This window comes from Arthrobacter sp. TmtSoilC51 (genome assembly GCF_055388015.1).
Genome location: NZ_AP035877.1, coordinates 2,874,844 through 2,895,823 on the forward strand (window position 1 = coordinate 2,874,844; position 20,980 = coordinate 2,895,823).

Genomic DNA, 20,980 nt, shown 5'->3' on the forward strand with positions numbered 1-20,980 from the left:
ATTTCGTGACGCCAAAGTATGAATAATTTATTCGATTGTCATCAACATGTTCGCTTCTTGAGACAATACATTCATGCGGCTTGTTGGTGTGTAATGTTGGAAACTCCAAGACGGTGTGGTGATGCATAATGCAGCCCGGAGGAAGACCAGTAGGGGCAGAAAGTGAATCGTTCGCGGCACGCACGAAGGTGGTGGAGACGATCACTTCGTAATACCCCAGTGGACCAGGAAACCCGGGCGGTTTACTTCACGCAAACCGACGATGAAAAAACAGAAATGGAAGAAAATTATATGAGCACGCTTGACGAATCCATAAAGCAGTTGCTGTCCATTGAAGGCGCAACAGGCGCGGCCGTGGTGGACTACTCCAGCGGAATGGCTTTGGCTCAGGGCGGAAGCCCCGGCTTTGACCTCGGAGTGGCCGCTGCCGGCAACTCGAATGTTGTCAGTGCAAAACTCCGCACCATGGCGGACCTGCACGTCGACAGTGATATCGAGGACATCCTCATTACTCTGGGTTCCCAGTACCACCTCATCAACGTACTGAATTCAGGCGGCGCCAAGGGCCTCTTCGTCTACTTGGTGCTGGACCGTACGTATGCAAACCTTGCTTTGGCACGCCACAAGCTCAACAACCTGGCCAAGGGAATTACCATCTGATCTCCCCCGGAAGACCGAAAAGGGGCGGCTGCGCATGCGCGGCCGCCCCTTTTGTTTCCACCCTGGGATGGGCAATGGGGCGTTAAAGCTTCACGCGGCGTGCCTCGCCGCCGGCGGACGTGAATTTCTCACCCAACATGTGGTGCACCAAGGCATCCTCATTGGTATTGGCATTTGCCTCAATGGCTACTAGTTCGCCATTACGCATCACACCAATCCGGTGGCACCAGCTGACCAGTTCCGATAAATCTGAAGACAGCAGGATGATCGCAACCCCCGTCCGGCTGAGCTCGTTGAGCATCCTGTACACAGTTTCCCTGGCCCCGATGTCTATGCCACGGCTGGGATGGCTGAGGATCAACACGTCGCAGTCGCTCGTCATCCATTTGGCAAGCTGCACTTTCTGACGGTCGCCGCCGGAGAGAGTAGTGATGGCGCCATGGATGTTCGTCGTGTTAATGCGCATGCGGCGAACCAGTTCAATCACGCCACGAAGCTGAGTGATCTCATCCTGTAAATTCGCCCCGGCCGAATCGTCACTGCGCTGAAGGCCATCAACTATTCCGGTTGCGGAATCAAGCGTGTCAGCAGTGTCTGACAGGTAACCGATCTTCAAACGGAGCGCGTCCTCCAGCCCCCGGATCTGTACAGGCTTGCCGTGGATGAGAATCTGCCCTGAGGTGCTCGGATGTATGCCTACCAGCGCTTCGATCAACTGATAAATGCCCGAGCGATGTGTTCCGGCCAGGCCAAAAATCTCGCCTTTAGCCACACTGAAGGAGACGTCGCGAATACTGTCTCCGACACTGAGCTGCACCACCCGCATAGCTTCGTCGCCGGCCGCCGGATCAGTGGGCCTGGCGTTGTTTGCCAGCTCCTGTTGAAGCAAAAGGAAGGAGAGCTCGCGAACGTCGGTCCGGCTGGCTTCAAGGATCCTGTGGACCTTGCCGTCCCGTAGGACCGCGATACGGTCCGCGATGGACCGGACTTCATCAAGGCGGTGGGTGATGTAGATAATCGCGCGCCCCTGCCCTACCAGCATCCGCAAAACCTGGTGGAGGACGGCGACGTCGTGATCTGGCAGGGAGGCGGCAACCTCATCCATAATCACGAGTTGGGCCTCTTCGGCAACAATTCTCAGAACTTCCACGAGGGTCTGCTCGGCACGAATCAGCGTGCCCACTTTCACGTCGGGATCCATGGTGATGCCGATATCCTTAATGAGCTCAAGCGCCTGACCGCGGAGTTCATCATGGGGCTTATCGGCTTGGAAAGTTCCGCGAAAAATTGCCTTGGCCACAGTGAGGTCGGGGTCCAGCCGGAAGTTCTGCGGGATAAGGCCGACGCCACAAGCCTGGGCTTCCTCCATCGAGTCCGGTCCATATTTTTCACCGGCCAACGTAATTCTGCCGCCGTCGTGCTTATGGGATCCAGCCAACACTCCCATGAGCGTCGTTTTTCCGGCACCATTGGTCCCGATCAATCCCAGAATTTCGCCGCGATGGAGGGAAAGTTCGACGCCTTTGAGGATGCGCCTTTGATCGTAAGACGCGTGAATATCATCAGCATGCATTAACAGATCCAAAGAAGCTCCTGGTTCACAGTTATGGGTTCGACCCTGGACACTGCCATAGACTTCGCTACCTTGGCTTAATACAGCTTGCTTACAATGAGGGACGATGACGCCTTGCAGATTCAATCAGATAGATCTCTTTAATGCAAAAACTCCCTTGCGAAACAACTAATCCTATTTCGTGTCGCGAAAATCCGAACAATTTACCAAATCGACATTGCCTACCCTTGGCTGCCTTCCCACAGTTAAAAAGTTGCGGCCCGGACACTTGTCCGGGCCGCAACTAATGTAATCAGGGAGCTACTCGGCAGACTTGCCGAAGTAGTCTGCTCCACCCACATACTCGGTGTGGCCGGATTCGACATCCGCCGTCACCATCTTGGCAACCTCTGCCGCGAATTCTTCAACCGAATACAGCTTTCCGGCTTCTGCACGGCGGGCCTCGATGGCGCCGGGGTTGGAGCGGTCAAGCAGGGTGGCCGTGACGGTGCCCTCAATCATGTCACCGGAAACAACCACCAGCGAGATGCCCTTGTCAGCAAGGTTGGGCAGGAGTGCGCGCAGGGCATCCTCGCCGGCCCGCTTGCTCTTGGCAACCGGCTCGTATTCAGGCATGGTGGGCACTGTCTCCACGAAATGTGCCTGGTGGCTGGTCACGAAGACTACGCGCGAGCCTTCGCGCATCAGGGGAACAGCCGCATTGAGCATGTTGATCTGGGCGTCGCGGTTGAGCTTGAGCGCGTAGCCCTCTTCCATGCCGGACTCCATGCCCCCGGATGCGTTGAGCACCAGGACGTCCAAGGAGCCGAACTCCTCCATCGCAGTACTGGCAAGCGCGTGTACGCCCTCATCGGTGGTGAGGTCCGCACCAACGGCCGCCGCGCGGCCGCCGGCTGCCTGGATTTCCGCAACAACCTTGTTGGCGCGCGGCGCCTTCTGGCGGTAGTTGACGACGACGGCGGCACCCTCACCCGCAAGGATCTTGGCAACTTCAGCGCCGATGCCCCGGGAAGATCCAGTGACGATCGCGGTCTTGTTATCCAGCATTCCCATTCGTGCTCCTTTTGTTCACTTCATCTAAAACGTGTGGGCTCGGAATCCATCATGCCAGCGGCAGCCTCGAATCCCTTTGTAGGGCGGCAACAAAAACTTGTTGGTCGCCTCAGAGCGTGGCCTTTAGTGGCCCATCCCAAGACCACCGTCAACAGGAATCACAGCGCCGGAAATGTAGGCGGCCTCGTCGCTGGCCACCCAACGAACAACATTGGCTACCTCGGACGCCTCGGCGAAACGGCCCGCCGGCACGTTTGCCAAGTACGACTTCTGGGTTTCCTCCGGCAGTTCTGCCGTCATGTCCGTGTTGATGAATCCTGGAGCCACGACGTTGGCCGTGATCCCCCTGCTGCCCAGTTCCCGGGTCAGCGAGCGGGCGATGCCTACCATGCCCGCCTTCGAGGCGGAGTAGTTGATCTGGCCTGGGGCCCCGTATAGGCCGGACACCGAGGAGATGAGGACCACGCGGCCCTTGCGGAGCCGGATCATGCCTTTTGAAGCCCGCTTGATGACGCGGAAGGCTCCGGTCAGGTTGGTGTCCAGCACAGAGGTGAAATCGTCCTCGCTCATGCGCAGGAGCAGTGTGTCCTTGGTGATGCCCGCGTTGGCTACCAAAACCTCTACCGGACCGTGCGCTTCTTCGACTGTCTTGAAGGCTGCATCAATCGAGGCTTCATCGGTGACGTCGGCTTTGACTCCCAGGATGCCTTCAGGCAGTTCTGTTTCGCTTCGATATGTCACTGCCACCTTGTCACCGTTTGCAAGGAAGGACTCGGCAATGGCAAGGCCGATGCCCCTGTTGCCGCCGGTAATGAGGACGCTGCGGCCGGTGGATACTGCTTCAGACATACTTTCGCTCCAGGTTCTGCGGCATGGGTGTGCTGCGGTGAAGAGGGGATTTCCTGCCTCGATCTTATCGGGCACCTGCTGCAACCCGCGGGTAACCGGCCTGTCCAGCGGTTTGGGCGGCTACCGCCTTGGTGAGAGAATTGGAACAAGCCTTTGGAGCGTGATGATTCAGTTGTGACACGAGAAAACAGTCCCCTGCAGCAGGTGCCCGGGGATCCGGACGCCGTTTCCGGCGACCCCGAAGTCCATAGCATCACCGATGCCGCGGCTGCCCACTCGGAAGACATGCGGGAGCGCATGATCAAGTACGCAGTGGCAATGGGTATTCGCATGGTCTGCATCATCCTGATCTTCGTGGTGGATGGCTGGTTCAAGATAGTGGCCGTGGCTGGCGCCGTGTTCCTTCCCTGGATAGCCGTTGTCATCGCGAATGGTAGCGATAAGGCCGAGGACCACAGCGATTCCCTGCTGGATTACGTGGCAGCAACGGAAATCGAGGGCTCGCCCCAATCCAGCGACGACCAAGCTATGGACAACATCACGGTGCTAAAAGGCGAAGTAGTAGACGACGAGCCACCGGGTCAGGGCACAGAGCCTGACGCGACTCATACACCGAAAGCCGGGGACTCCGGCGATGAACGGGCGGCTTCATGAACATCTTTAACCTTGGCGGCGCCGGTTTGGGCAGCCAGGAGTCCGAACGTGCCACCGGCCCTGCCCTCTGCTCCCGTAAGGGATGCCGGGATGGAGCAACCTGGCAACTCCTGTGGAACAACCCGCGCATCCATACCCCTGAGCGGCGCAAGATTTGGCTTTCGTGCAACGAGCACCGTGAATGGCTTGAGGACTACCTTCAAACCCGGGGCCTTTGGAAAGAGACCATCCCTTTCGAGGCAGATGACGCAGCTGTTGGCGAGGCCCGCTGAATGTACCGCTTTCTTTTTTCCAGCAAGTGGCTGGGCTACTTCATTCTGGCTGTTATCTTCGCCACAGCCTGTGTGTTCCTCGGCCGCTGGCAAATGGATCGGCGGGCCGAGACGCTTGCAGAGATCAACCGCGTTGTGAGTAATTACTCCGCGACGCCCGTCCCCTTCGCTGACATCAAGGACCAGTTCCGCGCCTTGGACCCGGAGCGGGAATGGACCCAGGTGGAGCTGAGGGGCAGCTATGACCTCGACGGCCAGCGTGTTGTCCGCAACCGTCCGTTGAACGGGCAGCCAGGCTACGACGTCGTGGTTCCTTTCCGCCTGACTACCGGCGAAGCGGTGGTCATCGACCGCGGCTGGTTGCCGATTGGCAACAACACTCCGGGCCGGCCCGACGTCGTTCCGGCACCTCCCAAGGGCGAGGTCACAGTAGTGGCCCGACTCAAGCCGTCCGAACCGAAGCTGGACCGCGGCGCGGTGGACGGACAACTGGCCTCCATTGACCTGGCCAGCTTCGCAAGCGAACTCCCCTACCCCATCGCCATGGGCGCCTATGGCCAGCTGGCCAGCGAGGTCCCCGCTGTCCAACCGATGCCCACACCGTTCCCCAAACCAGCCACTGAAGAGGGCACGCACCTTTCATACTCCCTGCAGTGGTTTGCCTTCGGCGTCCTGATGTTCATTGGCTTCGGTTATGCGGCCCGGCAGCAGGCCCGTAACGCGGCCATCGACGCTGAAGAGGATGAACAGGACGCCGAGGAAGTTATCGCTGCCAACGGGCCGCCCAAGCGCCGTGTGCCGTCAAACCGGAGAAATAAGCGCCCCACGTCGGAAGAAGAGGAAGACGCGATCCTGGATGCACAAGGTTACTGAAGCGGTTCCGGACCCAGTACTCAACGTGAAGTCGGCCCTGATGGCAGCAGGCGCTGAGGACACCGTCCGGATCTTTCAGGACAAGGTGCCCACGGCAGCTGCTGCCGCGTCTGTCCTTGGCTGCGGGGTTGCGGCCATCACCAACAGCCTGATTTTCGAACTCGACGGCAAACCTTTGCTGATCCTCGCCAGCGGTGCCGCGAAAGTAGACACAACCCTGGTAGCCAAACTTCTGGGCACGGGAAAAATCCGCCGGGCGAAGCCCGACTTCGTGCTCGCCCACACGGGCCAGGAAGTGGGCGGCGTAGCCCCGGTCGGTCACCCACAACGCATAAGAACCATTCTTGACACGTCCCTGCAGGAACACCGTGTCCTGTGGGCAGGCGCGGGCGACCACAACTCCATGTTCTCCATCACCTACGAACGGCTAAGAACAATCACCAACGCCGAAGAACTCCAGGTTCGTTAGATCCGTAGAGGTCAGGCGCCCTACGCCAGCGTGATCAGGTCCAGGTAGTCCTCGTTCCAGTGATCTTCAACACCGTCCGGCAGCAGCACCACGCGTTCCGGATTCAGGGCAGAGACGGCACCTTCATCGTGGCTGACCATGACGACGGCGCCACTGTAGTTCTTCAGGGCACCGAGGATTTCCGCGCGGCTGGCCGGGTCCAGGTTGTTGGTGGGCTCGTCGAGGAGCAGCACGTTGGCGCTTGAGGCAACGATGGTGGCGAGGGCCAGGCGGGTCTTCTCGCCGCCGGACAGAACTCCTGCAGGCTTCTCCACGTCGTCACCCGAGAACAGGAACGAACCCAGGATGCCCCGGACTTCGGCGTCCTTCATATCCGGCGCGGACGAACGCATGTTTTCAAGGACGGTGCGATCGTGGTCCAGCGTTTCGTGTTCCTGGGCGTAGTAGCCCACCTTCAGCCCGTGTCCCGGGATGATGTCGCCGGTGTCCGGCTTGTCCACTCCTGCAAGCATTCGGAGGAGGGTGGTCTTGCCCGCGCCGTTGAGGCCAAGGATGACCACCTTGGAGCCGCGATCGATCGCCAAGTCCACGTCTGTGAAGATCTCCAATGAGCCGTAGGACTTGCTGAGCCCTTCCGCGGTCAGCGGGGTCTTGCCGCAGGGTGACGGGTCCGGGAAGCGCAGGGCTGCGACGCGATCGTTTTCGCGGACAGCTTCCAAACCGCCAAGGAGACGTTCAGCACGCTTTGCCATGTTTTGCGCTGCGACGGCTTTGGTTGCCTTGGCACGCATCTTGTTGGCTTGGTCGATGAGGACCTGGGCCTTCTTTTCCGCGTTGGCACGTTCGCGCTTGCGGGCGCGCTCGTCCGTTTCGCGCTGCTGGAGGTAGCGCTTCCAGCCCATGTTGTAGTAGTCGATCTGGGCCCTGTTTGCGTCAAGGTGATAGACCTTGTTGACCGTGGCCTCAAGCAATTCGACGTCGTGGCTGATCACGATCAGTCCACCCTGGTGGTCCTTGAGGAAGTCGCGCAGCCAAGTGATGGAGTCGGCATCCAAGTGGTTGGTAGGTTCGTCGAGGAGCAGGGTCTCGGCCGAGGAATAGAGAATGCGGGCGAGCTCCACGCGGCGGCGCTGGCCACCGGAGAGGGTCTTCAGCGGCTGATTAAGAATGCGTTCCGGGAGCGCAAGGTTTGAGGAGATCGCGGCTGCCTCGGCTTCAGCGGCATACCCGCCGCCAGCCAGGAACTCAGCTTCCAAGCGATCGTAGCGGTTCATGGCTTTGCGCTGGACGGCGTCATCCTCGCTTGCCATTTCGGCCTGCGCCTTCTTCAGCTTCCCGACCACCACGTCCAAGCCACGTGCGGAGAGGATGCGATCCCGGGCGAGCTGCTCCATATCCGGGGTGCGGGGATCCTGGGGCAGGTAGCCGATCTCACCACTGCGGGTCACTTTGCCACCGGCCGGAAGACCTTCGCCCGCGAGAACGCGGGTCAGGGTTGTCTTTCCCGCTCCGTTGCGGCCAACGAGGCCGATCTTGTCCCCTTTGTCTACCCTGAAGTTGACCTTGTCCATGAGCAGGCGTGCGCCGGCGCGGAGTTCGAGTTCCTGGACGGTAATCAATTCGGGTGATGCCTTTCAATGGGGAACGCCTGCGTGACCGGTTGGCCCGGTAGTTGCGGCGGGGGTGGCTGTGAGAACAGCCTGTTCAAGTCTACCGGCACCCCGACCTCCCCCGGACATAGCATCGCCCACAGTGCCATTTGTGGCATCCCACCAAAGAATTCAGCCTAGCGATTGTGGAGATGCACCAAAAACACCCCTTCTCAAGCTCCGTATCCTCACTCTTGGGGGAAACACACACTAACCTCGCACCCACAGCATTTCCTGATAGGACCCGTCATGAGCCAAACCACCTCCGCCTCTGTGGAGCGCAACTCTTCGCGCAAGCGATGGACCGCCACGGACCTCGGCCTCATTGCCGTCTTCGCAGCCCTGGTGGCAGCGTCCGCGATCGTTCCCGGCATTCCGGTTGGTGCCCTTGGCGTGCCGATCACGTTGGTGACCCTCACGGTGATGCTCAGCGGCCTGGTGCTTGGCCCCGGGCGCGGATTCGCCGCCGTCGGGCTCTATGTCCTCCTTGGGCTGGCCGGGCTGCCGATCTTCAGCGGCGGCCGCAGCGGGCTCGGGATCCTGGCTACTGCGTCCGCAGGCTACATCATTGCGTTCCCGCTTGCGGCAGCCGCAACAGGCTATCTGGCGGCCCTGATCATCCGTAAGACGATCCGGAACCGTTCCTTGCTGCTGTTTGCTGCCGCCATGGTCAGCAGCATCGTTCTCATCCATGGCCTGGGTGTCCTGGGCATGATGGTCAACGGCAAGCTGGACTTCACCAAAGCCTTCATTGCCGACCTCGCGTTCTACCCCGGAGACATTCTTAAGAACATCCTGGCCGTGATCATTGCCGTAGCTATCCACAAAGCCTTCCCGGACGTCCTGGTCCGCAAGGTCAAATAGCCTGCGCCAGGCAAAGTCAGACACAATCACTCTATGAATTCCATCCACTTCAGCAGGGTCTCGGTTCGTGTAGCCATAGATGGCAGCAACACACCCAAGACCCTGCTGCACGACGTCTCCTTGAGCCTCACGGAGCGTCGCATCGGCGTCATCGGTGCCAACGGTTCCGGAAAGTCCACACTGTTGCGGCTGTTGAACGGCTTGGTGGAGCCCAGCGACGGAACTGTCGACGTCCACGGCGATGACACGGTCAAGGCTGTCCGCCGGGTTCGTGCGAACGTCGGGTTCGTCTTCACCGATCCTTTGTCGCAATTGGTGATGCCCACCGGCCGGGAGGACGTTGAGCTCTCGCTGCGCCGCACCATCAAGAACACGCGCGAACGAGCCACACGCGCGGAATCGGTTCTTGACAGGTTTGGCCTGCTGCCCTTGGCCGACCAGAGCATCTATGAGCTTTCCGGTGGAGAGCGTCAGTTGCTTGCCTTGGCAGCGGTCCTCGCCGTCGACCCCAAAGTGCTGGTCCTGGACGAGCCTTCCACCCTGCTTGATCTACGCAACCGCGAACTCCTTCGCCGCACGGTGGCGGGCTTGGACCAGCAAGTGATCATGTCCACGCACGACCTCGACCTCGCACTGGATATGGACCGGGTCCTTGTCGTGGAGTCAGGGCGCATCATCTTCGACGGCGGACCGGCCGACGGCGTTGCGCGGTACCGGGAGCTGTGCGCAACTGCGCTGCACGAGTTTCCGGGGCGGGGCCAGCCATGAGGGGCCACGGCTTCCTGATCGCAAACTATGTGCCAGGCAAGTCGGTCATCCACCGCACCCCGCTGTGGCTGAAGTTCCTCGTGGTGGCGGCCTGCGGAACGGCGTCCTTCCTGATCGTCGACTGGGCCGTGTCGCTGCTGGTCTTCGCCACGATGTGCGGCCTGTTCCTGCTCAGCGGGGCCGGTTGGCGGCGTTTGGCGCGGGCCATCTGGATGGTGGCGCCCATCCTCGTAGTGATCGGCTTGTTCCAGTGGTGGCAGTTGGGTGGCCCCACGGCTGCGCGCATCATCTTTAACATCCTGGTGTGCGTCGTCGCAGCTTCCGTGCTGACTGCCACCACTCCCGTTCAGGACCTTTTGGACGGCGTTGTCTCCCTCGCCAAGCCGTTCCAGCGACTGGGTGCCGATCCCGAGCGTTTCGCGCTAACCATTGCCGTGATGCTCAGGAGCATCCCGTTTATTGCGGGCGCCTTTTCGGACGTCAGGGATGCGGCCCGGGCCCGCGGACTGGAACGCAACCCCAGGGCCCTGGTACTCCCCGTCTTTATCACGACGGTCGCTTATGCCCGCCAAACAGGCGATGCGTTGGCCGCCCGCGGGCTCGGAGAGCCGGACGAGCCCAAGAGCCGGGAATAGCGCAGCAGGGCTGCCGTACCCATGCCGCCCGCGATGCTGATCATCGCCAAGCCCAGCGGCGCTGACCCGGAATTTGCAGATAGGCCGCGAGCCTGGGCAAGCAGCCGGGTCACCAGGACCGCCCCAGAAGCGCCGTAGCCGTGGCCAAGCGCCAGCGCTCCGCCCTCTGCATTGGCTCTGGCCGGATCGATGCCCAAATGGTCCAGGCAAGCGATGGTCTGAGAAGCAAAGGCCTCGTTGAATTCGATGAGCTCAACATCGTTGGCAGCCACGCCGTGCTGAGCCAACAACCGCTCCGCCGCGTGTGCAGCCCCGATACCCAGCAACTCCGGATGCACGCCCGTGGTCTCACAACCCAAAACCAGCAGGCCGTCAGCAGCACCCATCTCACGGGCGCGCTTGAGGGACGTTATGACGACGGCGGCCGCTGCGTCGGCGTCGAAGCACGAATTCGCCGCCGTGACAGTTCCATCGGAGACGAATACTGCCGGGAACCGCGACATCAGGGAGGCGCGCAGCGAAGCCTTGGGGCCGTCGTCGGCGTCGACTATAGCGCCACGGCCATCAAGCGGGACGATTTCGCCGGCGAGCTTGCCCGTTGCCGCGGCCTCAAGAGCCCGCTGGTGGCTACGGAGTGCGAACTCATCTTGCCGATTGCGGCTGATACCAAACTCGCTGGCCACATTTTCCGCAGCAACACCCATGTCAGGGTCACCAAACGCGGGTGGCACAAAGGTGGCCCGCGAGTAAAAGTCCAGTCCGCCGTCGTCGTTCCTGTTGGCACGGGAGGGAGCGGTACTGATGCTTTCCACCCCGCCAGCCACATACAGGGGATCTCCGCCGGCGCCAACCAGACGAGCCGCAAGGGCAATGGCATCCAGTCCGGAACCACACTGCCGATCAACGGTGAGCCCCGGCACCGTGATGGGCAAACCCGCTTGGAGCGCGGCAAAGCGCGCCACGTTCCCGCCACCGCCAACTGCATTGCCCATAATGACGTCGTTCACCCCAGCCGGATCAACGCCCACCGACGCAATGAGGGAACGGATGACCGGTGCCAGAAGGTCCGGGGCGCGGAGATGCCTCAGTTGCCCGTTCGCGCGGCAAATTGGAGTCCGCAGCGCCGCGATGATGACCGGCTGGCGGGACTCGTCGGCGTCGTGAATCGACGGGCTGCCGCTACTCAAGTGGCTGCCGCTATCCAAGGGGCTGCGCCCGTGAATCATGGTTCTTGATCCAGTCAAGGAGCACCATCCGGCTGACCTTGCCCCGATCCGTGATGGGTAGCTCGGAAAGCACGTAGTACTGCAATGGCCACTTGTCCCGGGCGAGCAGGCCGTCAAGGCCCGTGCGGAGTTGGGTGGCCGTGACGGCACCATACGCAGGAACGACGCCGGCAATCACCTTTTGTCCGCGGATGTCATCCGGGGCCCCGGCAGCCACGGCAACTTCGATGCCTGGAACGGAGGCGAGGGCAAGTTCCACTTCGTGTGGGTAGACGTTCTTGCCCGCAGTGATGATCATGTCCGAACGACGTCCCAGAATGTGCAGGATCCCGTTGGCGAGATAGCCCTGGTCCCCCACGGTGTACCAACCGTCCAGGCATCGAAGGGCCTGGCCGTCGTCCCCCCAAAGGTAACCGTTGCTGACCATTCCACTGCGGACGCTGATGTTGCCATGGGCGCCGTCCAGGAGGTTCCGGCCAGCGTCGTCCAGGATTCGCAGTTCCACACCTGGGAACGGCCTGCCTATCCCCGTACCTCCGACGTCCAGCGGTTCACCCGCGGCCAGCCGCGTGCCCGAGACGAAGCTCAACTCGGAGGCTCCGTAATACTCAAAGATGGCAGCATGTGGAGCCCAACGGCGAGCTGCCTCCAACGTGCGGCCGTCGAGCTTGGAACCGGCGCAGATGATGCTCCGGATTCCGGAAGCATCCACATCTCCGGCCAGGCCCCGTTCACTGAGCAAACGAAGCATGGTCGGGGTGAGGACCAGCCTTGTAATGTCGTCGTGGCTGATGGCCGCGTGCGCATCACCGACGTCGAAGGACTCCAGCGTATGGAACGCAGAGCCCGCATACAGACACTCGGACAGGGCGTAGAGGTTCAAGCTGGAGGAGAGGGGGCCCGCCGCCAAAGTCCGGTCGTCCTGTGAGAGCCCAAAGAACTCGATCGAAGCGTTGAAGGAAACCTGCCACGAGCGGCGGGACCGCGTGAAGGCCTTCGGCACCGATGTGGTGCCCGACGTAAGCCCAATCAGGAAAGTGGTGGAGGGATCCCCGTCAATGAGTTCGACGCCGGATGCAATGGCCGGGTCGACGATACGGGACGTCACTTCCTCCACCATCGCTGCGGGCCACTGTGGGTCCAGCACGGCACAGCGGCGCTCCCCCGCCACTGCGGCTACAAACTTCGCGACGAATCCGGTGGAGTTGGGTTCGGCAAGCACGGTAGTGGCCGTCGTGTGGCCAAGCAGCTCCGTCGCGGCGTCGCGGAGCTCGGCCCAGTTGAGCCGGCTGCGGCCCACAACGACGGCGGTGTCGTGGGGTCGCTCATCGGCCCAGAGCTGAATTTTGTCCAGGAAAGGCATCCCCGCAATTTTACGGCAGTGTCCGCCCTCCGGCACCAATGGTGACGTCTATTCTGACTGTATGAGTTTCAATGACGGTGCGCAGCTTGACCCATCCCAAGTAGAAGACCGACGCGGCGGAGGCATGGGCCGCGGGACGAAGATAGGCGGCGGGATTGGTGGTGGCATCGTCGTGCTGCTTCTGGCCCTCTTCGGAATCAACCCCAACATCCTTGGGGACCTCACGGGCGGCGGAAGCCAGCCGCCCGCCGTCGACGGTGGGAGCGGTGGTGTGCAGGAGTGCAAGACCGGTGCTGATGCGGACAAACGACTCGACTGCCGGATTACAGGCACTGTGAACAGCCTTAATGCTTTCTGGCCGGAATACCTCGCCCAGTACAACGTGCAATATTCCAGGCCCGGCACGGTCATCTTCGAACAAGGGACCAATACCGGATGTGGCACTGCCACCACGGCTGTTGGACCTTTCTACTGTCCGGCGGACACCAAGGCATACTTCGATCCCGGGTTCTTCGACGAGCTCGTAACACGCTTTGGATCATCAGGCGGACCACTGGCGCAGGAATATGTGGTGGCCCACGAATTCGGCCACCACGTCCAGAACATCCTTGGCAACCTTGACCAAGCACAACAGGATCCCCAAGGGCCGCAGTCCGGTGCCGTTCGTGTTGAATTGCAGGCCGATTGCTACGCGGGACTTTGGGTTCGCCATGCAACCACCCAGCAAGACCCGGCAACCGGCAAGCCGTTCCTGGATCCCCTCACCGAGCAGGACCTTCAGGACGCGCTGTCGGCCGCATCCGCCGTCGGTGATGACCGCATCCAGAAAGCCGCAACCGGACGGGTCTCGCCCGAGTCCTGGACGCATGGTTCCAGTGAACAGCGGCAGAAGTGGTTCTACCAGGGATATGCCACTGGTGATATCAACAAGTGCGACACCTTTGGCGTGGCGACGCCGTAAACCTGCGTTTAACGCAGACTTAATGCAGAAATGGTTCCGGGCCAATTGGCCCGGAACCATTTTCTTTGCCCTTGGAGGGCGAAAACTACTGATCAGATGTTGAACCCGAGGGCCCGCATCTGGTCCTTGCCGTCGTCGGTGATCCGCTCAGGACCCCATGGCGGCATCCATACCCAGTTGAGGCGCCAGTCATCGACGATTCCGTCGAGGGACTTGCCCACCTGCTCTTCCAGGACGTCAGTCAGCGGGCAGGCCGCAGTCGTCAGCGTCATGTCGATGAGGAGTGCGCCGTCCTCGTCCGAGTACTTCAGGCCATAGAGGAGGCCCAAGTCCACGACGTTGACACCGAGTTCCGGGTCAATGACGTCCTTGAGCGCTTCCTCGACGTCCTCGAGGCTGGTGCGCGCCGCGTTGATTTCGGTCATGGAACGATCCTAACTAGGCCTGTACGGCAGGAGCAACGGCAACGCCGGCGCCTGCGGCGTAGCGGTCGTAGCCTTCTTCTTCAAGGCGGTCAGCGAGCTCGGGGCCGCCCTCTTCAACAACCTTGCCGTCTACGAAGACGTGGACGAAGTCAGGCTTGATGTAGCGCAGGATGCGGGTGTAGTGGGTGATGAGCAGCGTGCCCATCTTGCCCTCTGCATGTGCGCGGTTGACGCCTTCGGAAACAACCTTCAGGGCGTCGACGTCGAGGCCGGAGTCGGTCTCGTCCAGGACAGCGAACTTCGGCTTGAAGAGCTCGAGCTGCAGGATTTCAACGCGCTTCTTCTCGCCACCGGAGAAGCCTTCATTGACGTTGCGCTGTGCGAAGTCGGCGTCGATGCGCAGCTGCTGCATGGCAGCCTTGACGTCCTTGGTCCACGTGCGCAGGGCGGGCGCTTCGCCGTCGATAGCCGTCTTGGCGGTACGCAGGAAGTTTGTCATGGTGACGCCGGGAACCTCTACCGGGTACTGCATGGCGAGGAAGACGCCTGCACGGGCGCGCTCGTCAACGCTCATTTCGAGGACGTTTTCGCCGTCCAGCGTGATGGTACCGCTGGTGACGGTGTAGCGCGGGTGGCCGGCGATGGTGGAGGCCAGCGTGGACTTGCCCGATCCGTTGGGGCCCATGATGGCGTGGGTCTCACCGGTCTTGATGGTGAGGCTGACGCCCTTCAGGATCTCCTTGGTGCCCTGCTCCGTCTCGATGCTGACGTGCAGGTCCTTGATCTCAAGAGTAGACATGCTCTTCTTTCTTTTTTCGTTCGTAAGTCTGGCGATACTTGGCGCTCAGTAGTTCTCTACCGAGGCGCCGTTCACAACGTTGGTCACGTCCACGTAGACGTCGTCGCCGTCGAGGGTGACGGCAAAGACGGGCACGGGATCGTAGGCAGGCAGTTGGAGGGGCTGTCCGCTGCGAAGATCGAACTGGGAACCATGCCCCCAACATTCGATGGCACAGCCTTCAATCTCGCCCTCCGACAGTGAGATATCCGCGTGCGAGCAAGTATCCCCGATGGCATGGATGTCCCCCATCGAGTCCTTCACGATGGCTACGGGGTAGTCATCAATCAGGATTCGCAGCGCCTGCTTGACCTGAATGTCATTGGCGTTGCATACCAGTTCGCCCTTGGTTTGTTCACTCATGATTCTCTGACTGACCTGTCTTAGTTGTCTGTTGCAGCGAGCTCGCGCTCAACAGCGTCGGTCAGGCGATCTTCGATTGCCGGAACCTTGATCTGCTGGATGATCTCGTTGAGGAAGCCACGCACCACCAGACGGCGGGCAACCTTCTCCGGGATGCCGCGTGCCATGAGGTAGAACAGGTGCTCGTCATCGAAACGGCCGGTGGCGCTGGCGTGGCCCGCACCCTCGATCAGGCCGGTTTCGATTTCCAGGTTCGGCACTGAGTCGGCACGCGCACCGTCGGTGAGGACCAGGTTGCGGTTGGCCTCGTAGGTGTCGGTGCCTTCGGCTTCCTTGCGGATCAGGACGTCGCCGACCCACACGGTGTGGGCGTTGCGGCCCTGCAGGGCGCCCTTGTACAGCACGCGCGACTTGCAGTTGGCCACTGCGTGGTCAACGAACAGGCGCTGCTCAAGGTGCTGTCCGGCGTCGGCGAAGTACAGGCCGAACATTTCGACGTCGGCACCAGGTGCGGTGAAGCGCGTGGACGGCGTGACGCGGACCAGGTCCCCGCCCAGGCTGACGACGATGTGCTTGAACTTGGCGTCGCGACCGATCTTGGCCTGCTGTGATGAAGCGTGAACTGCTTTGTCGTCCCATTCCTGCAAGGACACGACGGTCAGTTCGGCGCCGTCTTCAACGATGATTTCGACATTCTCGGAAACCACCGCGGTGCCGTGGTGGTCCAGGACAACAACAGCCTTGGAGAAGCGCTCAGCCACGATCACGATGTGCTGGGCGGATGCTTCTTCGCCAGCACCTGTGATCAGGACGGAAACTTCACTCTCAGCCTGCAGTTCCGCAGGAACCGTCACGACAGTGGCTTCGGAGAAGTTCTCCCAGCCGTTGGCGGACACACGGTCTTCCGGAATGCCTGCCTGGCCGATCCGGGCGTCGTCGCGGCCAACAGTTTCAACCACGACGCCGGTCGGTGCCGTTACGTTCACAGCCGGAGCTGCCCCGTTGAGGACATCCGTGTGGAGGCCACGCAGACGCTTCAAGGGCGTGAACCGCCAGTCTTCCTCAAGACCCGTCAGGGGCTTGAAGTCCTCAAGCTTGTAGGAGGTGAGGCGGCCGGCCCGGGAGCTGTCCGGGATGCCTACCCCGCCACCGTGCGAGTGGCTCTTGGCCGACGCACCGGCGAGCGGACCAGCTGAGGGCTGTTCCGACGGCTTTTCCAGCCTCTGCGAAGCATTGGTGCCTGTGTTGACGGGCGAAAGGTTTTCGCCTTCCTCGGTGAAGCCGTTGATGTACGGCTGGGCCGAGGGCGCGCCGATGCGCGCCTTTTCAGTAGTGATATCAGTCATTGTTAACCGACGGACCCTTCCATCTGCAGTTCAATCAAGCGGTTCAGCTCAAGGGCATATTCCATGGGCAGCTCACGGGCGATCGGCTCGATAAAGCCGCGCACGATCATGGCCATGGCCTCGTCCTCAGGCATGCCGCGGGACATCAGATAGAAGAGCTGCTCTTCGCTGACGCGGGAAACGGTGGCCTCGTGGCCCATGACAACGTCATCCTCGCGGATGTCGATGTACGGGTACGTGTCCGAACGGGAAATGGTGTCTACCAGGAGGGCATCGCAACGGACCGTGTTGGCCGAGTGCTTTGCACCTTCGCGGACCTGGACCAAGCCGCGGTAAGCCGCACGGCCTCCGCCGCGGGCAACCGACTTTGAAATAATGGAGCTCTTGGTGTTGGGTGCGATGTGCACCATCTTGGAGCCCGTGTCCTGGTGCTGGCCCTCGCCGGCAAAGGCGATGGACAGGGTTTCACCCTTGGCGTGTTCGCCCACCAGGTAAACGGCCGGGTACTTCATGGTCACCTTGGAGCCGATGTTGCCATCGATCCATTCCATGGTGGCGCCCTCTTCGCAGATGGCACGCTTGGTGACCAGGTTGTACACGTTGTTGGACCAGTTCTGGATGGTCGTGTAGCGGACGCGGGCGCCCTTCTTCACGATGATCTCCACAACGGCGGAGTGCAGGGAGTCCGAAGTGTAGATCGGAGCCGTGCAACCTTCGATGTAGTGAACGTAGGAGTCCTCATCGGCGATGATCAGGGTGCGCTCGAACTGGCCCATGTTCTCCGTGTTGATACGGAAGTAAGCCTGGAGCGGGATATCCACGTGCACGCCCTTGGGCACGTACACGAACGATCCACCGGACCATACCGCTGTGTTCAACGAGGCAAACTTGTTGTCGCCGACGGGAATGATGGTGCCGAAGTATTCCTGGAAGATTTCCGGGTGTTCCCGCAGAGCGGTGTCCGTGTCCAGGAAGATAACGCCCTGGGCTTCCAGGTCTTCGCGGATCTGGTGGTAGACAACCTCGGACTCGTACTGGGCTGCCACGCCGGAGACGAGGCGGCTGCGCTCAGCTTCGGGAATGCCGAGCTTCTCGTACGTATTGCGGATGTCCTCGGGAAGGTCTTCCCACGTTGCCGCCTGCTTCTCGGTGGAACGCACGAAGTACTTGATGTTGTCGAAGTCGATGCCCGAGAGGTCTGCGCCCCAGGTTGGCATGGGCTTACGGTCGAAGTACTTCAGGCCCTTGAGCCGCAGATCGAGCATCCATTCGGGCTCGTTCTTCTTCGAGGAGATGTCGCGGACAACCTCCTCGTCGAGGCCACGACGGGCGTTCGCGCCTACGTCGTTCTTGTCGGCCCAGCCGTACTCGTAGTTTCCGATACCGTGCAGTTCGGGATTCTTCTCCAGAATCTCCGAGATCACAGTGCCGTCAGCTACCGCTTTCTCTGCTAGTTGGTCCGTCATCACGGCCTTTCTTGCTGGTTGTTTGATTCCTGGTACGGGTTCCCGGACTGCACTGCGGTGCTGTGAGGCACCGTGGCAGCTGGTCGCCCGGTAGGTATGTGGGTGGTGCAGACGTGCCCGCCTTGCGCCAGGGTTGAAAGACGCCGGACATCGACGCCCACCAAGCGGGAAAAGACCTTGGTCTCGCTGTCGCAAAAGACCGGGAATTCCGCTGCGAGTTGTTGGATGGGGCAATGTCCCTGGCACAGCTGGACACTGGAAAACTCTGCGGGCAGAGGGGCTTTGGCCTCAATGGAATGGGCAGAGGCAACGTAACCGTCACGGCTCAGGGCCTTGGACAAGGCCAAGGCGCGGGCGGTGATGTCCTGCCCGGCAGCCGCGACTTCCGGTGCGTATCGACGCTCCATTTCAGAGAAGCGCTCCTCCGCATATTCGCGGACTGCATCCTCGCCGGCAATCTCCTGGAGTCGCCGGAGCGCGGAACTGGCGATGTTCAGGTAGTCATCGCCAAGCTTCGATTGGCCTTGTGAACTCAGGACATAGCGGCGCGCAGGGCGTCCGGCGCCGGCTCCTGCCTTGGCGACGCGCTTGACTTCGATCACGCCGCTCCGCTCCAGGTGATCCAGGTGGCGGCGAACCGCTGCAGGCGTGAAGCCAAGAAGATCGCCCAGCTCAGCAGCACTGACGGGGCCGTTCTCCAAAACTGCGCCAAGGACGCGGTCCCTTGTGCGGTCTTCCGCGTCAGGCAGCGCATGCAAAGGCGCGAAGGCCTCGGCTGCTGCAGCATGCCGCTTTGAGGGCATGGAAACTGGACTGCTCATGGAATACACAACACAATCATGTCGTAATTTGTTTCATGCATCCAGTAAGGCAAGACTGACCTTAGCCGCCCACCAAGTGTGACCGTACTACTTCACGTAGAATACTTTGGTGCGATCCACCGATTCCCCTGTCCTCACTATAGACGGACTCATTAAGGATGTAGGCCCCCTGGCCTCCCTTGACGGCAAAATGCTCCGGGTTGTCAGTGGGCTGTCCATGGCGGCTGAACGAGGCCGGATTACGGCCCTCCTTGGAGCCAACGGCGCCGGCAAGACCACCACGCTTGAGTGTGCACAAGGTCTGCAGAAACGGACCGGGGGGAGCATCTCACTCCTGGGCGCGGACCCGGATACGGCTGGCGCTGACTTGAGGTCCCGCGTAGGCGTCATGCTCCAGGACGGCGGCCTCCCGCCGTCGGCCCGTCCCGTCCCCCTCTTGCGTCATGTTGCCGGCATGTACCGGAATCCCATGGACGTCGATGCGCTCGTGGAGCGCTTGGGCATTGCCCAGTTCAGCCGCACCAGCGTACGGCGCCTGTCAGGCGGCCAAAAGCAGCGTGTGGCCCTGGCTGCAGCCTTGGTAGGTAACCCGGAAGTCCTCTTCCTTGATGAGCCCAGCGCTGGACTGGATCCGCATTCGCGTCAGGTGGTGTTCGATCTCATTGCTGAACTCCGCGACGCCGGCATGGGCATCATCCTCACGACGCATTTGATGGACGACGCCGAACGCCTGGCTGACTACGTCTACATCATCGACGGCGGACACAACGTCGCCGAGGGAACGGTCGCCGACCTCCTACGGCACGACCATTCTGCCGACACCGCTATTACTGACCGGACCCTGTTCTTCGATGCACCGGCCGGACTCGAGTTTAAAGGCGTCCTTCGCGCAGGTTTGCAAGTCCTTGAAACCCGTCCTGGCAGCTACTCCATCACAGGTGCCCTGGGGCCCGCCGATCTTGCCGCCTTGACCGCTTGGTGGGCGGAACGCGAAATCATGCCAGCGTCACTGAGACTCGAGGCGCGCAGCCTCGAAGACGTTTTCCTGGACATCTCCGGAAGGGACCTCCGATGAGCAAACTACTGTCCCCAAACGCCGGACCTGCTTCCCTGCCCCGCCGTATTCTGCAGCAGGGCCGTTACGAGACCATAACGATGCTCCGCAACGGCGAGCAATTGATTCTCGCAATCGTCCTGCCGTTGCTGGCCATGGCCGGCTTGACCGTTACGCCCTTATTGGATGGCCTTGGCGGCTCCCGTATAGACGTCGCCACGCCTGGAATCCTCGCCCTATGCGCCATGTCCACAGCCTTTACGGGGCAAGGCATAGCCACAGGATTTGACCGCCGCTACGGAGTCCTGCGGTTCCTGTCCACTACTCCCCTGGGGCGCGGTGGGCTGATTGCGGGCAAGGTCCTGGCGGTGCTCGTGGTGCTGTTCCTGCAGGTACTGGTGGTGGCCGCCGTCGCTGGACTGCTGGGCTGGCAGCCACGGCCAGAGGCCTGGCTCCCGGGCATAGGCCTGCTGATTCTCGGAGCAGCCGCGTTTACGGCCTTGGGCTTGCTGGTGGCAGGAACTGTGCGGCCCGAAGCCACCCTTGCCATCACCAACCTGCTATGGATCCTGCTGGGAGCACTGGGCGGCATCGTCGTTCCGGCAGAACGGCTCCCCGCTTTGGCTCAGGGGATCGTGCACTTCCTTCCATCCGGTGCACTGGGACAGGCGTTGAGGGATGCTTTCCTGTTGGGCGTCGTCCCCCTCCCGGCCGTAATGGTCCTCCTGCTGTGGACCGTGCTTGCCGGCGCCGCAGCCATCCGCTGGTTCAAGTGGAACTGACCAACCAAGCAGAACT

Annotated in this window: 22 protein-coding genes and 1 pseudogene; 11 read left to right on the forward strand and 12 right to left on the reverse strand. The window is 61.2% G+C overall.

Annotation, left to right across the window (positions count from 1 at the left end; translation table 11 throughout):
• Window positions 1-291: 291 nt before the first annotated feature.
• Entirely contained in the window at window positions 292-660 is a 369-nt protein-coding gene (locus tag ACZ5G6_RS13080) for a hypothetical protein (protein WP_223932847.1), read from the forward strand.
• 82 nt (window positions 661-742) lie between these two features.
• On the opposite strand, the gene ACZ5G6_RS13085 is transcribed toward ACZ5G6_RS13080, so the two are convergent.
• From ACZ5G6_RS13085 to ACZ5G6_RS13095, 3 genes are all read right to left on the reverse strand, one after another.
• Window positions 743-2,359 (reverse strand): sugar ABC transporter ATP-binding protein, encoded by a 1,617-nt coding sequence (locus ACZ5G6_RS13085; RefSeq protein ID WP_498685897.1) that lies wholly within the window; start codon window positions 2,357-2,359, stop codon window positions 743-745.
• A gap of 174 nt (window positions 2,360-2,533) precedes the next feature.
• Window positions 2,534-3,286: an SDR family oxidoreductase gene (locus ACZ5G6_RS13090; RefSeq protein WP_223932849.1), complete on the reverse strand. Its 753-nt coding sequence runs from the start codon at window positions 3,284-3,286 to the stop codon at window positions 2,534-2,536.
• A 123-nt stretch (window positions 3,287-3,409) separates the two neighbouring features.
• The gene (locus tag ACZ5G6_RS13095; protein WP_223932850.1) at window positions 3,410-4,135 is read right to left on the reverse strand and encodes a beta-ketoacyl-ACP reductase; all 726 of its coding nucleotides are present in this window, start codon (window positions 4,133-4,135) and stop codon (window positions 3,410-3,412) included.
• A gap of 153 nt (window positions 4,136-4,288) precedes the next feature.
• On the opposite strand from ACZ5G6_RS13095, the gene ACZ5G6_RS13100 reads away from it, so the two are divergent.
• Genes ACZ5G6_RS13100 through ACZ5G6_RS13115 form a run of 4 tightly spaced genes read left to right on the forward strand, consistent with a single transcriptional unit; the run spans window position 4,289 to window position 6,403 of the window.
• On the forward strand, window positions 4,289-4,789 hold the full coding sequence (locus ACZ5G6_RS13100) for a DUF3099 domain-containing protein (RefSeq protein WP_223932851.1): 501 nt from the start codon (window positions 4,289-4,291) through the stop codon (window positions 4,787-4,789).
• Window positions 4,786-5,061, forward strand: coding sequence for a hypothetical protein (locus ACZ5G6_RS13105; RefSeq protein WP_498685898.1), 276 nt, complete (start codon window positions 4,786-4,788; stop codon window positions 5,059-5,061). The genes ACZ5G6_RS13100 and ACZ5G6_RS13105 overlap by 4 nt, the downstream gene beginning before the upstream one ends.
• Window positions 5,062-5,934 (forward strand): SURF1 family cytochrome oxidase biogenesis protein, encoded by an 873-nt coding sequence (locus ACZ5G6_RS13110; RefSeq protein WP_498685899.1) that lies wholly within the window; start codon window positions 5,062-5,064, stop codon window positions 5,932-5,934.
• Window positions 5,918-6,403 (forward strand): YbaK/EbsC family protein, encoded by a 486-nt coding sequence (locus tag ACZ5G6_RS13115; protein WP_223932854.1) that lies wholly within the window; start codon window positions 5,918-5,920, stop codon window positions 6,401-6,403. The genes ACZ5G6_RS13110 and ACZ5G6_RS13115 overlap by 17 nt, the downstream gene beginning before the upstream one ends.
• A 20-nt stretch (window positions 6,404-6,423) precedes the next feature.
• Here the strand turns inward: ACZ5G6_RS13115 and ACZ5G6_RS13120 are convergent, their stop codons facing one another.
• Window positions 6,424-8,022, reverse strand: a complete 1,599-nt coding sequence (locus tag ACZ5G6_RS13120) for an ABC-F family ATP-binding cassette domain-containing protein (RefSeq protein ID WP_223932855.1) — start codon at window positions 8,020-8,022, stop codon at window positions 6,424-6,426.
• A 279-nt stretch (window positions 8,023-8,301) separates the two neighbouring features.
• Between ACZ5G6_RS13120 and ACZ5G6_RS13125 the strand changes: the two genes are divergently transcribed.
• From ACZ5G6_RS13125 to ACZ5G6_RS13135, 3 genes and pseudogenes are all read left to right on the forward strand, one after another.
• The gene (locus tag ACZ5G6_RS13125; RefSeq protein ID WP_223932856.1) at window positions 8,302-8,916 is read left to right on the forward strand and encodes a biotin transporter BioY; all 615 of its coding nucleotides are present in this window, start codon (window positions 8,302-8,304) and stop codon (window positions 8,914-8,916) included.
• A 138-nt stretch (window positions 8,917-9,054) separates the two neighbouring features.
• Window positions 9,055-9,684 (forward strand): annotated as a pseudogene (locus ACZ5G6_RS13130) (energy-coupling factor ABC transporter ATP-binding protein); the annotation flags it as partial.
• On the forward strand, window positions 9,681-10,319 hold the full coding sequence (locus tag ACZ5G6_RS13135; protein WP_498685900.1) for an energy-coupling factor transporter transmembrane component T family protein: 639 nt from the start codon (window positions 9,681-9,683) through the stop codon (window positions 10,317-10,319). The pseudogene ACZ5G6_RS13130 and the gene ACZ5G6_RS13135, both read left to right, overlap by 4 nt.
• Here ACZ5G6_RS13135 and ACZ5G6_RS13140 read toward each other — a convergent pair.
• Together ACZ5G6_RS13140 and ACZ5G6_RS13145 are read right to left on the reverse strand one after the other, a co-directional pair.
• Window positions 10,244-11,545: a thiolase family protein gene (locus ACZ5G6_RS13140; RefSeq protein WP_498685901.1), complete on the reverse strand. Its 1,302-nt coding sequence runs from the start codon at window positions 11,543-11,545 to the stop codon at window positions 10,244-10,246. The genes ACZ5G6_RS13135 and ACZ5G6_RS13140 overlap by 76 nt on opposite strands.
• The gene (locus ACZ5G6_RS13145) at window positions 11,517-12,908 is read right to left on the reverse strand and encodes a class I adenylate-forming enzyme family protein (protein ID WP_223932860.1); all 1,392 of its coding nucleotides are present in this window, start codon (window positions 12,906-12,908) and stop codon (window positions 11,517-11,519) included. Before ACZ5G6_RS13145 ends, ACZ5G6_RS13140 begins: the two co-directional genes overlap by 29 nt.
• 61 nt (window positions 12,909-12,969) lie before the next feature.
• Here ACZ5G6_RS13145 and ypfJ point away from each other — a divergent pair, with 61 nt between their 5' ends.
• Complete coding sequence (ypfJ, locus tag ACZ5G6_RS13150) at window positions 12,970-13,869, forward strand: KPN_02809 family neutral zinc metallopeptidase (RefSeq protein ID WP_223932861.1); 900 nt, start codon at window positions 12,970-12,972, stop codon at window positions 13,867-13,869.
• Window positions 13,870-13,961: 92 nt separating this feature from the next.
• On the opposite strand, the gene ACZ5G6_RS13155 is transcribed toward ypfJ, so the two are convergent.
• From ACZ5G6_RS13155 to ACZ5G6_RS13180, 6 genes are read right to left on the reverse strand one after another with little or no spacing between them, the layout of a single operon-like run.
• A complete protein-coding gene (locus ACZ5G6_RS13155; protein WP_021470428.1) occupies window positions 13,962-14,294 on the reverse strand; it encodes a metal-sulfur cluster assembly factor in 333 nt (110 codons plus the stop codon).
• Window positions 14,295-14,307: 13 nt separating this feature from the next.
• The gene (sufC, locus tag ACZ5G6_RS13160; protein WP_223932862.1) at window positions 14,308-15,093 is read right to left on the reverse strand and encodes a Fe-S cluster assembly ATPase SufC; all 786 of its coding nucleotides are present in this window, start codon (window positions 15,091-15,093) and stop codon (window positions 14,308-14,310) included.
• A gap of 45 nt (window positions 15,094-15,138) precedes the next feature.
• Window positions 15,139-15,495, reverse strand: a complete 357-nt coding sequence (locus ACZ5G6_RS13165) for a non-heme iron oxygenase ferredoxin subunit (RefSeq protein WP_498685902.1) — start codon at window positions 15,493-15,495, stop codon at window positions 15,139-15,141.
• A 20-nt stretch (window positions 15,496-15,515) separates the two neighbouring features.
• Window positions 15,516-16,841, reverse strand: a complete 1,326-nt coding sequence (gene sufD, locus ACZ5G6_RS13170; RefSeq protein WP_498685903.1) for a Fe-S cluster assembly protein SufD — start codon at window positions 16,839-16,841, stop codon at window positions 15,516-15,518.
• Window positions 16,842-16,843: 2 nt separating this feature from the next.
• Complete coding sequence (sufB, locus tag ACZ5G6_RS13175) at window positions 16,844-18,307, reverse strand: Fe-S cluster assembly protein SufB (RefSeq protein ID WP_223932865.1); 1,464 nt, start codon at window positions 18,305-18,307, stop codon at window positions 16,844-16,846.
• A complete protein-coding gene (locus tag ACZ5G6_RS13180) occupies window positions 18,307-19,128 on the reverse strand; it encodes a helix-turn-helix transcriptional regulator (protein ID WP_498685904.1) in 822 nt (273 codons plus the stop codon). Before ACZ5G6_RS13180 ends, sufB begins: the two co-directional genes overlap by 1 nt.
• Before the next feature lie 109 nt (window positions 19,129-19,237).
• On the opposite strand from ACZ5G6_RS13180, the gene ACZ5G6_RS13185 reads away from it, so the two are divergent.
• Window positions 19,238-20,203: an ABC transporter ATP-binding protein gene (locus ACZ5G6_RS13185; protein ID WP_223932866.1), complete on the forward strand. Its 966-nt coding sequence runs from the start codon at window positions 19,238-19,240 to the stop codon at window positions 20,201-20,203.
• Window positions 20,200-20,964 (forward strand): ABC transporter permease, encoded by a 765-nt coding sequence (locus ACZ5G6_RS13190; RefSeq protein WP_223932867.1) that lies wholly within the window; start codon window positions 20,200-20,202, stop codon window positions 20,962-20,964. Before ACZ5G6_RS13185 ends, ACZ5G6_RS13190 begins: the two co-directional genes overlap by 4 nt.
• The last annotated feature ends 16 nt before the right edge of the window (window positions 20,965-20,980 follow it).

Bases quoted from the DNA above. Each gene is read 5' to 3' on its own strand.
- ACZ5G6_RS13080 (WP_223932847.1), top strand. From the start codon at position 292: ATGAGCACGCTTGACGAATCCATAAAGCAGTTGCTGTCCATTGAAGGC.
- ACZ5G6_RS13090 (WP_223932849.1), bottom strand. From the start codon at position 3,286: ATGGGAATGCTGGATAACAAGACCGCGATCGTCACTGGATCTTCCCGG.
- ACZ5G6_RS13095 (WP_223932850.1), bottom strand. From the start codon at position 4,135: ATGTCTGAAGCAGTATCCACCGGCCGCAGCGTCCTCATTACCGGCGGC.
- ACZ5G6_RS13105 (WP_498685898.1), top strand. From the start codon at position 4,786: ATGAACATCTTTAACCTTGGCGGCGCCGGTTTGGGCAGCCAGGAGTCC.
- ACZ5G6_RS13110 (WP_498685899.1), top strand. From the start codon at position 5,062: ATGTACCGCTTTCTTTTTTCCAGCAAGTGGCTGGGCTACTTCATTCTG.
- ACZ5G6_RS13115 (WP_223932854.1), top strand. From the start codon at position 5,918: ATGCACAAGGTTACTGAAGCGGTTCCGGACCCAGTACTCAACGTGAAG.
- ACZ5G6_RS13125 (WP_223932856.1), top strand. From the start codon at position 8,302: ATGAGCCAAACCACCTCCGCCTCTGTGGAGCGCAACTCTTCGCGCAAG.
- ACZ5G6_RS13135 (WP_498685900.1), top strand. From the start codon at position 9,681: ATGAGGGGCCACGGCTTCCTGATCGCAAACTATGTGCCAGGCAAGTCG.
- ACZ5G6_RS13140 (WP_498685901.1), bottom strand. From the start codon at position 11,545: ATGATTCACGGGCGCAGCCCCTTGGATAGCGGCAGCCACTTGAGTAGC.
- ACZ5G6_RS13145 (WP_223932860.1), bottom strand. From the start codon at position 12,908: ATGCCTTTCCTGGACAAAATTCAGCTCTGGGCCGATGAGCGACCCCAC.
- ypfJ (WP_223932861.1), top strand. From the start codon at position 12,970: ATGAGTTTCAATGACGGTGCGCAGCTTGACCCATCCCAAGTAGAAGAC.
- ACZ5G6_RS13155 (WP_021470428.1), bottom strand. From the start codon at position 14,294: ATGACCGAAATCAACGCGGCGCGCACCAGCCTCGAGGACGTCGAGGAA.
- sufC (WP_223932862.1), bottom strand. From the start codon at position 15,093: ATGTCTACTCTTGAGATCAAGGACCTGCACGTCAGCATCGAGACGGAG.
- ACZ5G6_RS13165 (WP_498685902.1), bottom strand. From the start codon at position 15,495: ATGAGTGAACAAACCAAGGGCGAACTGGTATGCAACGCCAATGACATT.
- sufD (WP_498685903.1), bottom strand. From the start codon at position 16,841: ATGACTGATATCACTACTGAAAAGGCGCGCATCGGCGCGCCCTCGGCC.
- sufB (WP_223932865.1), bottom strand. From the start codon at position 18,307: ATGACGGACCAACTAGCAGAGAAAGCGGTAGCTGACGGCACTGTGATC.
- ACZ5G6_RS13180 (WP_498685904.1), bottom strand. From the start codon at position 19,128: ATGAGCAGTCCAGTTTCCATGCCCTCAAAGCGGCATGCTGCAGCAGCC.
- ACZ5G6_RS13190 (WP_223932867.1), top strand. From the start codon at position 20,200: ATGAGCAAACTACTGTCCCCAAACGCCGGACCTGCTTCCCTGCCCCGC.